Source organism: Pseudomonas sp. NyZ201, from assembly GCF_049860765.1.
GTDB classification, from domain to species: Bacteria; Pseudomonadota; Gammaproteobacteria; order Pseudomonadales; family Pseudomonadaceae; genus Aquipseudomonas; species Aquipseudomonas bharatica.
In genome coordinates this window covers 3132479-3147728 of record NZ_CP187557.1, presented here as the reverse complement: position 1 = coordinate 3147728, position 15250 = coordinate 3132479, and the positions used below count along the sequence as shown (strand labels likewise).

Annotated in this window: 17 protein-coding genes; 9 read left to right on the top strand and 8 right to left on the bottom strand. The window is 64.3% G+C overall.

Features of this window, described 5'->3' with window-relative positions:
* Positions 1–46: 46 nt before the first annotated feature.
* Positions 47–970, bottom strand: a complete 924-nt coding sequence (locus tag ACPFMA_RS14010) for a carbon-nitrogen hydrolase family protein (RefSeq protein ID WP_420056533.1) — start codon at positions 968–970, stop codon at positions 47–49.
* Positions 971–1055: 85 nt separating this feature from the next.
* Here ACPFMA_RS14010 and ACPFMA_RS14005 point away from each other — a divergent pair, with 85 nt between their 5' ends.
* Positions 1056–2003: a LysR family transcriptional regulator gene (locus ACPFMA_RS14005; protein ID WP_425930541.1), complete on the top strand. Its 948-nt coding sequence runs from the start codon at positions 1056–1058 to the stop codon at positions 2001–2003.
* 44 nt (positions 2004–2047) lie between these two features.
* Here ACPFMA_RS14005 and ACPFMA_RS14000 read toward each other — a convergent pair whose 3' ends face one another.
* Genes ACPFMA_RS14000 through pedF form a run of 3 tightly spaced genes read right to left on the bottom strand, consistent with a single transcriptional unit; the run spans position 2048 to position 4180 of the window.
* Positions 2048–2974, bottom strand: a complete 927-nt coding sequence (locus tag ACPFMA_RS14000) for a quinoprotein relay system zinc metallohydrolase 1 (protein WP_425930540.1) — start codon at positions 2972–2974, stop codon at positions 2048–2050.
* 8 nt (positions 2975–2982) lie between these two features.
* Positions 2983–3738, bottom strand: coding sequence for a quinoprotein dehydrogenase-associated SoxYZ-like carrier (locus ACPFMA_RS13995; RefSeq protein ID WP_425930539.1), 756 nt, complete (start codon positions 3736–3738; stop codon positions 2983–2985).
* A 4-nt stretch (positions 3739–3742) separates the two neighbouring features.
* Positions 3743–4180 (bottom strand): cytochrome c-550 PedF, encoded by a 438-nt coding sequence (gene pedF, locus ACPFMA_RS13990; protein WP_064301253.1) that lies wholly within the window; start codon positions 4178–4180, stop codon positions 3743–3745.
* A gap of 369 nt (positions 4181–4549) precedes the next feature.
* Between pedF and exaA the strand changes: the two genes are divergently transcribed.
* Positions 4550–6337, top strand: coding sequence for a quinoprotein ethanol dehydrogenase (gene exaA, locus ACPFMA_RS13985; RefSeq protein WP_240160484.1), 1788 nt, complete (start codon positions 4550–4552; stop codon positions 6335–6337).
* 167 nt (positions 6338–6504) lie between these two features.
* Positions 6505–7158 carry a pentapeptide repeat-containing protein gene (locus ACPFMA_RS13980; RefSeq protein WP_420056536.1) on the top strand — a complete coding sequence of 218 codons (654 nt, stop codon included), beginning with the start codon at positions 6505–6507 and terminating at the stop codon, positions 7156–7158.
* Between the two features lie 106 nt (positions 7159–7264).
* Here the strand turns inward: ACPFMA_RS13980 and ACPFMA_RS13975 are convergent, their stop codons facing one another.
* On the bottom strand, positions 7265–7897 hold the full coding sequence (locus ACPFMA_RS13975) for a response regulator (RefSeq protein ID WP_425930538.1): 633 nt from the start codon (positions 7895–7897) through the stop codon (positions 7265–7267).
* A 170-nt stretch (positions 7898–8067) separates the two neighbouring features.
* On the opposite strand from ACPFMA_RS13975, the gene ACPFMA_RS13970 reads away from it, so the two are divergent.
* The 3 genes from ACPFMA_RS13970 to ACPFMA_RS13960 all read left to right on the top strand — a co-directional run bounded on the left by ACPFMA_RS13970 (position 8068) and on the right by ACPFMA_RS13960 (position 10933).
* On the top strand, positions 8068–8616 hold the full coding sequence (locus ACPFMA_RS13970) for a PQQ-dependent catabolism-associated CXXCW motif protein (RefSeq protein WP_425930537.1): 549 nt from the start codon (positions 8068–8070) through the stop codon (positions 8614–8616).
* 48 nt (positions 8617–8664) lie between these two features.
* Positions 8665–9330 (top strand): response regulator, encoded by a 666-nt coding sequence (locus ACPFMA_RS13965; RefSeq protein ID WP_009398444.1) that lies wholly within the window; start codon positions 8665–8667, stop codon positions 9328–9330.
* A 538-nt stretch (positions 9331–9868) separates the two neighbouring features.
* Positions 9869–10933 carry a 3-deoxy-7-phosphoheptulonate synthase gene (locus ACPFMA_RS13960; RefSeq protein WP_425930536.1) on the top strand — a complete coding sequence of 355 codons (1065 nt, stop codon included), beginning with the start codon at positions 9869–9871 and terminating at the stop codon, positions 10931–10933.
* Between the two features lie 60 nt (positions 10934–10993).
* Here ACPFMA_RS13960 and ACPFMA_RS13955 read toward each other — a convergent pair whose 3' ends face one another.
* Together ACPFMA_RS13955 and ACPFMA_RS13950 are read right to left on the bottom strand one after the other, a co-directional pair.
* A complete protein-coding gene (locus ACPFMA_RS13955) occupies positions 10994–11587 on the bottom strand; it encodes a 2-hydroxychromene-2-carboxylate isomerase (RefSeq protein WP_425930535.1) in 594 nt (197 codons plus the stop codon).
* A 27-nt stretch (positions 11588–11614) separates the two neighbouring features.
* On the bottom strand, positions 11615–12346 hold the full coding sequence (locus ACPFMA_RS13950) for an SDR family oxidoreductase (protein ID WP_064301259.1): 732 nt from the start codon (positions 12344–12346) through the stop codon (positions 11615–11617).
* A 92-nt stretch (positions 12347–12438) separates the two neighbouring features.
* On the opposite strand from ACPFMA_RS13950, the gene ACPFMA_RS13945 reads away from it, so the two are divergent.
* Complete coding sequence (locus ACPFMA_RS13945; RefSeq protein ID WP_425930534.1) at positions 12439–12996, top strand: TetR/AcrR family transcriptional regulator; 558 nt, start codon at positions 12439–12441, stop codon at positions 12994–12996.
* Positions 12997–12998: 2 nt separating this feature from the next.
* On the opposite strand, the gene ACPFMA_RS13940 is transcribed toward ACPFMA_RS13945, so the two are convergent.
* The gene (locus tag ACPFMA_RS13940) at positions 12999–13628 is read right to left on the bottom strand and encodes a LysE family translocator (protein ID WP_420056541.1); all 630 of its coding nucleotides are present in this window, start codon (positions 13626–13628) and stop codon (positions 12999–13001) included.
* A gap of 146 nt (positions 13629–13774) precedes the next feature.
* Between ACPFMA_RS13940 and ACPFMA_RS13935 the strand changes: the two genes are divergently transcribed.
* Positions 13775–14344: a DUF4157 domain-containing protein gene (locus tag ACPFMA_RS13935; RefSeq protein ID WP_425930533.1), complete on the top strand. Its 570-nt coding sequence runs from the start codon at positions 13775–13777 to the stop codon at positions 14342–14344.
* Positions 14345–14630: 286 nt separating this feature from the next.
* On the top strand, positions 14631–15245 hold the full coding sequence (locus tag ACPFMA_RS13930) for a response regulator transcription factor (protein ID WP_064301262.1): 615 nt from the start codon (positions 14631–14633) through the stop codon (positions 15243–15245).
* The last annotated feature ends 5 nt before the right edge of the window (positions 15246–15250 follow it).

Genomic DNA, 15250 nt, shown 5'->3' with positions numbered 1-15250 from the left:
CCATACCTGTGGGAGCTGGCGTTGCCAGCGATGAGGCCGATCCTGCCTAGCGCCGAAACTCCACAGTCCGCTTGGCCCGCTCGTCCACCACCAGCGAAAACACATCCGGTCGAGAGTAATGCCCGACCACATCGAAGTCATAACGTGCCCGCACCAGTTCCTCCAGGTCGATCTGCGCCGTCAGCAAGCCTTCTTCCCCGCGCAAAGGCCCCGCCAGCACGTCGCCAAGCGGCCCGACGATCACGCTGTTGCCCTGGATCAGCGGGCGATCAGCGTCCCAATGCGGCACCTCGATACCCAAGGTATTCGGCGACGGCTGGACCTGACAGGCGCTGACCAGGAACAGGCGGCCTTCGTGGGCAATGTGACGCATCGACGCCTGCCAGACATCGCGCTCGTCCACGGTCGGTGCGCACCAGACCTGCACGCCCTTGGCGTACATCGCCGTGCGCAGCAGCGGCATATGGTTTTCCCAGCAGATCGCCGCGCCAACCTTGCCCACCGGCGTGTCCAGCACCGGCAGGGTCGAACCGTCGCCCTGGCCCCAGATCAGGCGCTCGGTACCGGTCGGCATCAGCTTGCGATGCTTGCTGACCAGGCCGCCCTCCGGGGAGAAGAACAGCGCAGTGCAGAACAGCGTGTTGCCGGATCGCTCGATCACACCGATCACCAGGTGCGCACCGGTGCGCTGGGCCAGGCCGGCCAGCTCGTCGGTTTCGGCGCCGGGGACGTCGATGGCGTTTTCGTAGTAGCGCTGGAAAGCCTCGCGACCTTCGGGCAGGCGATAGCCCAGGTAGGTGCCGAAGATCTCGCCTTTCGGATAGCCGCCCAGCAGCGCCTCCGGCATGACCACGAGGCCGGCGCCGGACGCCTTGATGCGCTCCTCGTAGGCCAGGATCGCCTCCAGGGTGGCGGTCTTGCCCTCGGGGCGCGAGCCGATCTGCAAAGCGGCAACGATGGAAGTTGGCATGGGTCTGTCTCGCTTGTGGTGGGTAGATTGAGGCATAGTCGCCAGCACTGCGTTATCAATCAATTCAGTACACAAATCATCTGATATGAAGCAAATCGATATCTGCTCGCTGGACCTCAACCTGCTGAAGGTCTTCGAAGCCCTGTACGAGGAAGGCGGCGCAGGCCGTGCAGCGATTCGCCTGGGCATCACCCAGTCGGCCGTGAGTGCCGCCCTCGCCCGCCTGCGCCTGGTGTATGGCGATCACCTGTTCGAGCGCACCGGACGCGGGTTGCGGCCCACTGCGAAAAGCGAGGAACTGCGTCCGATCATCGGCGCAGCGCTGGAGAAATGCCGGCAGAGCCTGTTGCTGGTCAGCGGTGCCGGGGCCGCCTTCCATGGCCGTACAGTGGCCCTGGGGCTATCGGACGACCATGAACTGGCCATCGGCCGGGCCCTGATCGACCTGGCGAAGCAGCGGGCGCCTGGCTTGCGCCTGCTGTTCAAGCAAACCCACAGCATGCTCGCCGCGGATGCGTTAATGGGGCGGCAGATCGACCTGGCGCTGACCGCCGGGGCCATCGCTTCACGGGTACTGGGACGTCAGGTGCTGGGCAGCGGTGGATACAGCTGTCTCAGTGCACTGCCGGGTGAGCTGGGGCTGGAGGACTTTCTTCGGCGCGGGCATGTGCTGGTGTCGTCCGGCGGCTATGTCGGGGTGGTGGACGAGGCGCTGGCGGCACTTGGGCAGAACCGGCGGGTCGAGGCGTCGACCACGCATTTCGCGGCATTGCCGGCCTTGTTGCACAGCAGCGATTGCATTGCCACGCTGCCGACCCACGCGGCGCTGGCCCTGGCGCGGTTGTCCGGGTTGATCTGCCTGCCCTGCCCGATCGATTTGCCGCGTTACTCCGTGGAACTGGGCTGGCGGGCGGACAGTGCGCGGGATCCGGCGATCCAGGTGGTCATGGAGATGATCAGGGATCTGATGAGCGCCGCGGCCCCTGTGGGAGCGGGTTCACCCGCGATTACGTCAGTGGACTCACTACCGTAATCGCGGGTGAACCCGCTCCCACAGGGTATGCAGCGCATCCACTTTTATTGTTCCACCCTTGCCATGGAGTCCTGCTCATAGCGCGGATACAGATGGGTCACGCTTCGGATCAACTCGTACTTGCTCAATTTCACCGCCGCGAACCGTTCCGGAATCGGCGTGGCGATCACTTCGTTCATCTCCAGGCCGTTGGCCGCACTGTCGCGCAGCAGATCGTCCAGCCAACCGAGGTAATCCATCATCTGCTCGAACGGCCGGCGATCCTGGCTGACCGGGCCATGCCCCGGTACCAGCACCGTCCAGGGCAGCACCTGCAACTGCTGAAGATCCTCCATCCACTGCAGCAGCCCCGGGCTGTGCGGGGTGGTCAGCGCACGCTGGTAGAACACAAGATCGCCGGTAAACAGTACACCGGTCTTTTCATCCAGCACCGCTAGATCGGCACCGCTATGGCCGGTAAACGCCAGCAAGCGCAGTGGATGGGAACCAAAGTGTTTCACGCCCGGCTCCAGCGCCTGTTCCGGCATCCGCACCTGGGTCCCGCGCATCCAGTCGCCGACCATGCGGTACATGTTTTCCGCCAGGCCATCGCCCTCCTTCGCCAACCGCGCGTTGGTGCCCGGCAAGGCGGCGATGGGCACATCGGCGAAGGCCTGGTTGCCCAGGGCGTGGTCAGGGTGGTGGTGGGTGATCAGCACCTGCACCACCGGCTTGTCGGTGACCTTGCCGATGGCCGTGCGCAGGGCCTGGCCGTAGCGCAGCGAAGGGCCGCTGTCGATCACCACCACCCCGGCCTCGCTGACGATGAACCCGGTATTGACGATGTTGCCGCCATTGTCACGGGAAAAATTCTCGGTGCTGCCCTCCAGCACCCAGGTGTCGTCAGCGATCCGGCGCGGTTCGAGACGGTAATCCAGGTCGGCCAGGCTCGGCAGGCTGACGAGGCTCAACAGGCACAGCAAGGCTCGCATCCGGGACCTCATTCGATGGCGGCGTCGAAGGCATTGCCGTTGTTGTCGCGCAGGCTCAGGCGTACCGGGCCCGGGCGGCGCAGGTCGAACGACAGGCTGGGGTTTTCGCTCACGGCCGGCCACAGTTCGAGGGTCGCCAGGGACCGGCCCGCAGCGTCGAACAGTTCGGCGTGCTCGATGAAGAATTCCGGGATCACGGCCATCAGGCCGTTATCCATGGGGTGCGCAACCGACAGGCGCAGGCGGCTGAAGTCTTCGCGCGGATAGCGCCCACCGAGCACCTGGCCGAGCCGTTCTTCCCAGCCCGGCTGGCTGCGCACCACGCTGGGCGCGGTGCAGCCGCCACCGGCAGCGTCGATCAGGGTCGAGCCGACGTGCCAGATGCCATCCTCGGTCTGCACGGCGGCACGCAGCGGCGTGGCCTGTTCGATGCGGATCCGCACCGCCAGCCAGGGCAGCACGTCCGGGCCCGGAGCAAAATCGACGATCCTGGGCAGCGGATTAAGCTCGGCCCAGACCAGCATGCGCCTGACCCGGCCCGGCACGTCGCGGGCATCCACCTGCAGCGGTACCTGCCGGGCGTCCTCGGCGAACGGCGGCGCGACGACCTTGACCCGCTGATCGAAGCGGTACGGCTCGTCGCCAATCCATTGCTTGCGGTAGAACTCCCACATCACCGACGGCACCGGGTCGGGCCCCGGATCCAGGGCATGGGCCGGGGCACCCAGGCATAACGCCAGCAGCAGCAACGGCACCCGGGTCATGGCATCACTCCGTGACGTGCACGCTGTCCAGGTAGGTGCGCACGGCCCAGAGCGCTTCCTGGCTCAGGTAGTCGGCCATCTTCGGCATGTAGACGCGGCCGTCGCGTACCGAGCCGTTGCGCACCCGCTCGACGAACCACTCGTCCCCGGCGGCGCCTTCGTCGAGCATGCGCAGGTCGGGGGCGATGCCGCCGGACTTGGCTTCCAGGCCATGGCAGGCCGCACAGTTCTGGTTGTAGGCCGAGGCACCGATGGCGACCGCCTCGTCATGCTGCGGGCTGTTACGGTAAGGGTTCTCGGTACGCCACTCTTCGCCGAGCTTTTCCAGGTTGCCGGTATTGACCGCCGTCGGCACTACGTTGCCGTGGGCCATGACCGCCCCTGCACTCACCAGGCCGGCCAGGAAAACGGCACTCAGGCAGGCGTTCTTAACTGTTGTCATTGTTTTGCCCTCGACTACTTCAGGTTGCACGATTTGCACGCGAAAACCTCTCTGGCGAAAGGTTCTGCCAGCCATCTTAGGAAGCGTCCGCAGGCGTCCCCATGCTGCTTTGGTGGTCGCGTCCTAGTCCGTTGGTAGTAGGGCTTGTGGGGCAATGCCAAGTCATGTCCGGACCGGGAAGTTTTCCCGGCAAGGGCGGGAGTTTTTCCGTATCCGGGGTGGCCCTGGCGTTCCAGTCTATGCAGGCCAAAACCTCCATTGGGAAACACCAAGATGACAATAAGATCGTTACCCGCCGCACACTCTCGCCTCTCGCTGGCACCCCTGTCCCTCGCCGTGCAGGCCGTGCTGCTGGTCGGCACCCTGGCCATGGCGCCTGCCCATGCCAAGCCGGTGACCTGGGAAGACATCGCCGACGACCACAAGACCACCAACAACGTGCTGCAATACGGCATGGGCACCAACGCCCAGCGCTGGAGCCCGCTGGCAGCGGTCAACGACAAGAACGTGTTCAAGCTGACCCCGGCCTGGTCGTTCTCCTTCGGCGACGAGAAGCAGCGTGGACAGGAGTCGCAAGCGATCGTCAACGACGGCGTGGTCTATGTCACCGGATCCTACTCGCGGGTGTTCGCCCTCGACGCCAAGACCGGCAAGCGCCTGTGGACCTACAACCACCGCCTGCCGGACAACATTCGTCCGTGCTGCGACGTGGTCAACCGCGGTGCGGCGATCTTCGGCGACAAGATCTTCTTCGGCACCCTCGACGCCCGGGTCATCGCCCTGAACAAGGACACCGGCAAGGTGGTGTGGAACAAGAAGTTCGGCGATCACTCCGCCGGCTACACCATGACCGGCGCCCCGACCCTCATTAAGGACCAGAAGACCGGCAAGGTGCTGCTGATCCACGGCAGCTCCGGCGACGAATTCGGCGTGGTCGGCCAGCTCTATGCCCGCGACCCGGAAACCGGCGAAGAGGTGTGGATGCGTCCGTTCGTGGAAGGCCACATGGGCCGCCTGAACGGCAAGGACAGCACGCCGACCGGCGACGTCAAGGCGCCGTCCTGGCCGGATGATCCGACCACCGAGACCGGCAAGGTCGAAGCCTGGAGCCACGGCGGCGGCGCCCCATGGCAAAGCGCGAGCTTCGATGCCGAAACCAACACCATCATCGTCGGTGCCGGTAACCCGGGGCCATGGAACACCTGGGCGCGCACCTCGAAAGACGGCAACCCGCACGACTACGACAGCCTCTACACCTCCGGCCAGGTCGGCGTCGATCCGAGCACCGGCGAGGTCAAGTGGTTCTACCAGCACACCCCGAACGATGCCTGGGACTTCTCCGGCAACAACGAACTGGTGCTGTTCGACTACAAGGACAAGGACGGCAAGCAGTACAAGGCCACCGCCCACGCCGACCGCAACGGTTTCTTCTATGTGGTGGACCGCACCAACGGCAAGCTGAAGAACGCCTTCCCGTTCGCCGACAACATCACCTGGGCCAGCCATATCGACCTCAAGACCGGGCGTCCGGTGGAGAACGAAGGCCAGCGTCCGCCCAAGCCTGCACCGGGCGAAACCAAGGGCAAGCCGGTGGAAGTCTCGCCGCCGTTCCTGGGTGGCAAGAACTGGAACCCGATGGCCTACAGCCAGGACACCGGCCTGTTCTACGTGCCGTCCAACCAGTGGAAAGAGGAATACTGGACCGAGGAAGTCAACTACAAGAAAGGCTCCGCCTACCTGGGCATGGGCTTCCGCATCAAACGCATGTACGAAGACCACGTAGGCTCGCTGCGGGCCATGGACCCGACCACCGGCAAGATGGTCTGGGAACACAAGGAACGCCTGCCGCTGTGGGCCGGTGTGCTGGCGACCAAGGGCAACCTGGTGTTCACCGGTACCGGTGACGGCTACTTCAAGGCCTTCAACGCCAAGACCGGCGAAGAACTGTGGAAATTCCAGACCGGCAGCGGCATCGTCTCCCCGCCCATCACCTGGGAACAGGATGGCGAGCAGTACATCGGCGTGACCGTCGGCTACGGCGGCGCGGTCCCCCTGTGGGGCGGCGACATGGCCGAACTGACCAAGCCGGTGGCACAGGGCGGTTCGTTCTGGGTGTTCAAGATCCCGAGCTGGGATACCAAGACTGCGCAGCGTTGATCTGAGCTCGCCAGCGGGGGCCTGGCAGCCCCCGCTGTACTTTTGACAGCGACCCCGTCCCCTGTGGGAGCGGGTTCACCCGCGATAACTCCAGTGGATTCACCATCGCAATCGCGGGTAAACCCGCTCCCACAGGGGACGCGTGCATCCCTTTGAAGGAGCTACCCATGAAATACCTCCCGCTACTCCTGACCCTCGCCATCACCCCTGCCTTTGCCGTGATCGCCGACGATGGCGACGACCAGCCGCTGATCGTCAACGGTTGCGTGATCCAGCCGGAAAGCCAGTGCCCGAATGCCAATCTCGCCGGTGCCGACCTGAACAACCAGGACATGAGCAAGATGAACCTGGCCGGCGCCAACCTGAAGGGCGCCGACCTGCGCCATGCCAGGCTCGACCTGGCCAATCTGGAAAAGGCCCAGTTGCAGGGCGCCAACCTCAACCGTGCCAGCCTGCAGCAGGCCAACCTGCGCATCGCCGACCTCACCGGCGCCAGCCTGATCGCCACCCAGGCCTGGGGCATGTTCGCCCAGGGGGCCAAATTCAATGACGCCAACCTGAGCGGCGCCTACCTGGAGTTCGCTCGTCTTTCCGGTGCCAAGCTGCACAACAGCAACCTGCAGGCCGCCGACCTGGAAATGACCTGGCTAAGCCGCGCCGACCTGCTCGGGGCGAACCTGTCCGACGCCAACCTGCAGGAAGCCAAGTTCGGCGAAAGCAATCTGGAAAAGGCCGACCTGCGGGGCACCCGCAAGCATTATGCGAACTTCCAGGATGCCAACATGGAAGGTTGCGAAGGCTGTCCCAAGACCTGGGATTGATGGTGTTCACACCGGCCTCATCGCCGGCAACGCCGGCTCCCACAAGGTTCTGCGGTGTTCTCAATCCCCTGTGGGAGCCGGCGTTGCCGGCGATGAGGCCCTCAAGTCAGGCCGCGATCCTGAGCAACCCCGTCTCGATCGCCAGGTGCACCAGCTCCGCATGCGAACTCACCTGCAACTTGCTCTTCAACAGCGTCAGGTAATTCGACACGGTCTTCCCGCTCAGGCACAGGTGCTCGGCAATCATCCGCATCGACGTGCCCTTGGCCAGCATCAGGAAGATCTCGGTTTCGCGCTGGGTCAGGCCGCTCAGGCGGGTGTTCTTTTCCTCGACCCGGTGCGGCTGGGTCGCCAGTTGGGTCGCCAGGGCCTGCTCGATATAGGCATGCCCGGCCAGCACCCGGCGTACGGCTTCGAGCAGGGTTGCCGCCGCCACCGACTTGGACAGGAAGCCACAGGCCCCGGCATCCAGCGCCTGGCGCACCAGCCCAAGCTCGGTATGTTCGCTGAAAAACAACACACGCAATTGCGGCAGCCTCTGGCGCAAGCGCCGGGTGGTCTCCAGCCCGCTGATACCGGGTAGATCGAAATCCATCAGGACCAGGCCCGGCACCTGCTCCTGCACACGCAACAAGGCTTCTTCACCGGAGGCGGCCTCACGCACCGGCAGTTCTTCGGCAAGCACGGCACTCAGGCCCAAGCGCAGCATCGGATGGTCGTCGACCAGCAGGATGTCCATCGGCGTGTTCTCTGGTTGTTATCGCTACGTTATCGCCACGGTCCCATGCTAGAGCCCTGCCCAAGCCCTTCGCCTACTACTTTGGTAGCGCTTTTGCTGTCGATGGTCGCATTCACAAAGCCTCGGCACTGACCTGTAATACCGGCATAACAAAAACGAGACTGACGACCATGCCGCCCCGTGTCCTGTCCGCCCTGTCCTGCCTGGCCCTGTCCTGCCTTTTCGCCAGCACTGCCCTGGCCGATGCCGCGCTGTTCTCTGCCGACGGCTACCGTAGCGGTCTTTATCGCAGCCCGACGCCCGCCACCGCCGAATCCGCCATCACCGTCGACACCGCCCGGGTCCAGGCACTGCTGGAGCAACAACCGCCAGCCCTGCTGATCGACGTGTACAAGCGCCCGTTCCTCAACGGCCAGTTCATCGCCAGCGAAGCCCATGCCAACCTGCCCGGCAGCCACTGGCTGGCCAATACCGGCGACGGCGAGCTGGATGCCCAATGGAACCGGTACTTCAGCCGCCACCTCGAGCGCTTGAGCAACGGCGATCGCCAGCGCGCCATCGTCCTCTACTGCCGCTCGGACTGCTGGCTGAGCTGGAATGCGGTCAAGCGCGCCGCGGCGCTGGGCTACTCGCAGTTGTACTGGTACCGTGATGGCCTCGATGCCTGGGAAAACGCCGGCCTGCCCGTGGTCAACGCCACGCCCGAAGCGTTTCCCTGAATCACGTTTTCCTTGCGGTCGAAACCAAAACAATAAGGTGCAAACGCCATGTACAAGATTCTGATCGCCGACGACCATCCGCTGTTTCGCGAGGCCATTCATAACGTCATCAGCGATGGCTTCCCCGGCAGCGAGGTAATGGAAACCGCCGACCTGGACAGCGCCCTGGCGCTGACCGGCGAGCACGACGATCTCGACCTCATCCTGCTCGACCTGAACATGCCCGGCATGCACGGCCTGGGCGGGCTGATCAACCTGCGCAACGAGGCGCCGACCATTCCGGTGGTGATCGTCTCTGCCGAACAGGACAAGCAGATCGTCCTGCAGGCCATCACCTATGGCGCGGTGGGCTTTATCACCAAGTCCTCGCCACGCTCGCAGATGACCGAGGCCATCGAGCAGATCCTCAACGGCAACGTGTACCTGCCGCCGGACATCATTCGCACCCAGAAAAGCGGCAGCCGCCGCAGCCAGAGCGAGTCCCAGGGTTTCGCTCCGGAGCTGCTCCAGGCCCTGACCCGCAAGCAACTGCTGGTGCTGGAACGCATGACCAAGGGCGAATCGAACAAGCAGATCGCCTACAACCTGGATATCGCCGAAACCACGGTCAAGGCCCACGTTTCCGCAATCCTGCGCAAGCTCAACGTGCACAACCGGGTGCAGGCGATCCTCAGCGCGGGTGATATCGACTTCACGGCTTACCTGCGCCGCTGAACGAATTAATCGTTACGATCGGAATTAATCATTGATACACGCGGTTGCGCTGAAGTAAGCTCGGTCGCATTCAACTGGAGCAGCACATGAACCACGCCACTCACCTCCACGCACAACACACCGGTCGCCTCGCGCGTTCCGTTGCGTCCGTGGCTGCCTGTGGCTCCATCGCTCCAACCGCGTTTTATTTCGGGTATTGGTTTAGCCACAGGCGCCGCTGATACCCACACCGGCGCCCACGAACAGGGCCGCCGAACACGAGAACTCTCGAACCCCCGGACGGCCCAGCCCTCCGGGGGTTTTGTTTTTCGGCCCGCTCAACACCAGACATCACTGAGGAATCGACACATGAACTACACCACCTGCTACCGCTACCAAAGCTCTGCCTGGCGATTTAGCCACTGCCGTTCGGGCCAGCCAGCCGCCTCCGACCGGTCCGTTTCGGGTGGCATCAGCACACATACACGTATCTGTCGAACACAACGATAGGGCCGAAGGCGCGGGACCGAACCCGCCTTCCGCCCAGGGAATACCGAACATGCAAGCGACTACCCAGGCACTGCCACTGAACACCCCCGCCGCAGCCAACACCTCCGTGAGCCTGCGTCTGCCCAGCCCCGTGCAACTCAAGCAACAGCTGCCGCTGTCCACGGCCCTTGCGGCCCAGGTCCAGCAGCACCGCAACACGATCAAACAGATACTCGACGGCCATGACCCGCGCCTGCTCGTGGTGGTCGGCCCCTGCTCCCTGCACGATCCCCGCTCCGCCCTCGAATACGCCGACCGCCTGGCTGCGCTGGCCCGCCAGCTGGATGACAAACTGCTCCTGGTGATGCGTGCCTACGTGGAAAAACCCCGCACCACCGTGGGCTGGAAAGGCCTGGCCTACGACCCGCACCTGGATGGCAGCGACGATATGCACGGTGGCCTGCGCCTGTCCCGCGAATTGATGCTGGGCATGCTCGAGCGCGGGCTGCCGGTGGCCACCGAACTGTTGCAACCGATGGCCGCCGGCTACTTCGACGACGTGCTGAGCTGGGCGGCGATCGGCGCCCGCACCACCGAATCGCAGATCCACCGCGAGATGGTCAGCGGCCTTGGCCTGCCGGTGGGCTTCAAGAACGGCACCGACGGCGGTGTCGGCATCGCCTGCGACGCCATCCGCAGCGCGGCCCACCCGCACCGCCATTTCGGCCTGGACGCCCAGGGCCACCCGGCCATCGTCGAAACCCTCGGCAACCCGGATACCCACCTGGTCCTGCGCGGCGGGCACAAGGGGCCCAACCATGATGCTGCGAGTGTCGCCATGGCGCGCCAGGGGCTGGCCAAGGCCGGAGTCGAAGCCCGGATCATGGTCGATTGCAGCCATGCCAACAGCGGCAAGGATCCCCTCAGGCAACCGGCGGTGCTGCGCGATGTGATCGACCAGCGTGTAGCGGGTGATCGCTCGCTGGTCGGGGTGATGATCGAAAGCCACCTGTTCGAGGGCTGCCAGGCGCTGGGCAAGGCGCCGCTGAAGTACGGCGTGTCGATTACCGATGGCTGCCTGGGTTGGGACGCCACCGAGGCAATGTTGCGCGAGGCGGCTGCCCGTTTGTCGTAGGTTCCTGAAGATTGGCTTGCCAGCGATACCCACGCCATCGCTGGCAAGCGCGCGGAAAACTTACGCTTTCAACGCCTCCACCACGAACTCCAACCGATCCTGGCCAAAGAACAGCTCCTCTCCGACAAAGCAGCTCGGTGCGCCGAATACCCCGCGACCCACGGCCTCTTCAGTGACGGCCTTCAACGCCGCCTTGACCTCGGGATCGCTTGTCAGCGCCTCGAACCCGGACGCCTCGAACCCCCCTTCTTCCAGCACCTGCGCGATCACGGCCGGATCCCCAAGGTTGCGCCCGTCGGACCACATTGCCCGATACATCACAGCCAGCCATTGCTCGAAACGCTGCGGCTGACGCAACTGCATGCCAACCGCCGCACGCATCAGGCCCAGGGTGTTGATCGGGAAGTGCTCGTTGAACTTCAACGGCACACCGTAGCGCCGGGCATACCGGTGCAGGTCCTTGAAAAAATAACGCCTCTTGGCCGGAATCGTCGCCGGCGAACTGTTGCCGGTGGCCTGGAACACGCCACCCAGCAACATCGGCCGCAACACCAGCTGCGCCCCGTGCTCGGCGCAGATCCCTGGCAGTTGGGTCCAGGCCAGGTAACTGGCCGGGCTGCCCAGATCGAAAAAGAATTCGACGGTCTTGTTCATGCTTCGGGTCCTTGTCAAAGGTGGCGATTACCAGCGTTCCATCCACGGACGCAGGTCGAGTTCGAAGGTCCAGGCATCCCGTGGCTGGGCATGCAGGTGCCAGTAGTTGTCGGCGATATGCGCCGGGTCCAGGATGCCGTCCTGGTCCTTCAGCGCGTAGCGCTCGGGGAAGCTGTCGCGGATGAAGGCAGTGTCGATGGCGCCGTCCACCACCACATGGGCGACATGGATGTTCCGCGGCCCCAGTTCCCGCGCCATGCTCTGGGCCAGGGCGCGAATGCCGTGCTTGGCTCCGGCGAAAGCGGCAAAGCCGGCAGCGCCACGCAATCCCGCCGTGGCTCCGGTGAACAGGATGGTGCCACGCTCGCGCACCACCATGCGGCGCGCCACCGCCTGGGCCGTCAGGAAGCCGGCGAAGCAGGCCATTTCCCAGATCTTGAAGTACTTGCGTGGCGTCTCTTCAAGAATGCTGCAAGGCACGTTGGCGCCGATATTGAAGACGAAGGCCTCGATCGGGCCGATGCTGCTTTCGATCTGCTCCACCAGCGCGGCCACCTCTTCTTCCTTGCGGGCATCGGAGCCGAACCCGTGGGCCTGGCCACCCTCGGCACGGATTTCGTCCAGCAAGGGTTGCAGCTTGTCGGCGCTGCGCCGGGTCACACAGGCGATATAGCCTTCCCGGGCAAAGCGCCTGGCGATCGCGCCGCCGGTGGCGTCGCCGGCACCGATCACCAGTACGACCTTGTTGTTGTCCTTCATGAGCCTTGCCTCATTGATGAATGATCGTTTAGTAAACGAACGCTATGCTATGATCCGGACTTTCGTCAAGCCACCGATTCGAGGGTGCCCAGGTGCGCTATTCCACCGAACATAAGGAACAGACCCGGCAGAAGCTGGTGCAGAGCAGCGGCGCCATCGCCAAGCAAGGCGGCTTCGCCACCACCGGCGTGGCCGGGCTGATGAAGGCCATCGGCCTGACCGGCGGAGCGTTCTACAACCACTTTCCTTCGAAGGACGACCTGTTCAGCGAAATCGTGCGCCAGGAGCTGTCCGGCAGCAGGATCAACCTGCGTGCACAAGGCGGCGAGTTGACGCCGGAGCTGCTCAAGCGCTGCCTCGACCAATACCTGAGCATGGCCCATGTGCACAATCCGCAAAGCGGCTGCCCGATCCCGACCCTGGGCGCAGAGATCGCCCGCGCCGATAGCGCGGTGCGTGAAGAGGCGGAACACTGGCTGGTCACCCTGCACCAGGCCTGGGCCGTGACCTTGAACGACGAAGCGCTGGCCTGGGCCATGCTCAGTCAATGCGTGGGTGCGCTGGTGATAGCGCGGATGCTGGCGGGGGAACAGACCCAGCGGGCCGTGTTGACGGCCAGCCGGGATTTCCTGCGGGCGGCGATGGAATAGATTTAATGCAGATCGTTGCGCCGGTACAGGCTCAAACCGACGGCCAGCACCGCCAGCATCCCGGCACAACCCCGGTTGATCCATTGCATGACCCGCGCCGAGAAAGCCCGTACCGCATGCCGGCCGCCCAGGGCGTAGACCACCATCATCAGGCAATCGAGGGATGCGGTGATCACCGCCAGGATCAGGTACTGCTGCACCACCGGCTGCTCCGGACGGATGAATTGCGGCAGGAACGCGGAAAAGAACAGCAGGCCCTTGGGATTGGACAGGCCGACGATCAGCGCTCGGACGAAGGTCGACCGGCCACTGACCGCCGCCGCCCCGCCACTCACCCCGAGCGCCCGCACCGGCGCCCGCCAGAGCACCACCGCCAGGTACAGCAGGTACGCCGCGCCTACCCACTTGACCAGGCTGAACAACTGTTCCGACGCCTGCAACAAGGCGCCAAGGCCACACCCCACGGCGGCGATCAGGATCAGGTCGGAGAGCATCGCCCCGGCCATGCCGAAGCCGGCCACGCGCATGCCATGGCTGGCACCGTTGTTCAAGGCCAGGAGCATGGCCGGGCCGGGTGTGATCATCACCGCACTGGCGGCGATGATGTACAGCAGAAGGGTCGAGGCGTCCATGATGACTCCTGGCAGGTCGAAGGGCGCAGGATGCCTGCCTCGCCGCGCGCCCTCAAGCCCTCGAGGATTTTTTCCGCGTGGCTCAACCAACGTGGCGAATCCCGGTCAAACTGCTCACCCCCGAGCGTAACGGCAGGAGTCCTGTCTTGAAGTTTCCGCTGTACCGTCCACTGCTGTTGTGTCTTGCCCTCGGCGCAGTCGCCACGGCACCCGCCGCCACCGCCCCGCAGGGCACGACCGACGATCTGTTCACCCTGCTCGACAACGTCGCGCGCATGGCCTCCTCGGGCCTGGCCAACTGGCTCAGGTTGTCACGCGACACCGCGGTGGCGGCCGGGGTCGAACCCATTCCGCTGAACATCCGCGCACAGCTCGAGCCCTGGTATGACTTCCAGGTGCTCGACGCAGCGCGCTATCAGGTCGGCAATCCCGAACAACTGGACGCCGCCAGCGCCTTCCTGCAGAACCCGGATGTCGCCGCCGTCACCCTGGTGGACGTGATCGTCTTTCGCAACGCCGCGGACGCCGGCGACAACGTTGCGCTCTGGGCCCACGAGCTCAAGCACGTGCAGCAATACCAGCAATGGGGCGTGGATGATTTCGCCGCGCGTTACACCCGTGACTACGAAGCCGTGGAAGCACCGGCCTACAAGATCCAGGCCGAAGTGAGCAACACCCTGCGCCTGATGCCCGGTAGCCGGCTGGCCGGGCATTGACGGTGCGTTTTCCTACTCTGGATGTGCCACGTCCTTCAGCCTGATTGCCCTGCACAGTCAGGCAAAATCCTATGCCTCGCCCTACGTGGGCCGTTTCCTACTGAAGGACCCTTCGCGCTTTTTGTAGGAATTTTCATCTAGGCAGGCTGAATTCTTCCACGCTTCTATACTCCTCGTACTCATCGAACCTGATTCGACGTATCGTGAGCGGCCCGTCTGAACCGGCGGTTTTCCCTCCTGAGTGACTCGGGAAAAATCCATTCCTGATGCAGGAGTTTCCTACACGATGCACAAGATCCTGATCGTCGACGATCATCCCACCATCCGTTTTGCCGCCCGCCTGCTGCTGGAGCGCGAAGGCTACGACGTGATCGGCGAAGCCCACGACGGGGTCAGTGCGGTGAGCCTGAGCCAGGAGCTCGCCCCCGACGTCGTCGTGCTCGACCTCGGCCTGCCCCGCCTGGACGGCCTCAGCGTACTGGAACGCCTGCGCGCCCTCGATCCGGCGCCGCGGATCATGGTCTTCACCGGTCGGCCGCCGCGGTTGTTCGCCAAACGCTGCATCGAAGCCGGCGCCTCGGCCTTCGTGCGCAAGGATGAAGACCTGTCCATCCTCCTCGGCGCGCTCAAGGCCGTGCTCAGCGGTTACTCCTATCTGCCGGATGCGCTGAGCCTGGGCCCACGCTCGCAAACCGAGGACGACCGCCTGGACCGCCTCTCCAACCGCGAATTCGAAGTGATGCGGCAACTGGCCAAGGGCGCGACCAACAACGAGATCGCCCAGGCCATGATCCTGAGCTCGAAGACCATCAGCACCTACAAGACCCGCATCATGGACAAGCTCCAGGTGCGTTCCCTGGCCGAGCTGCTCGACCTGGCGAACCGCCGCGGGATGATCTGAACGAC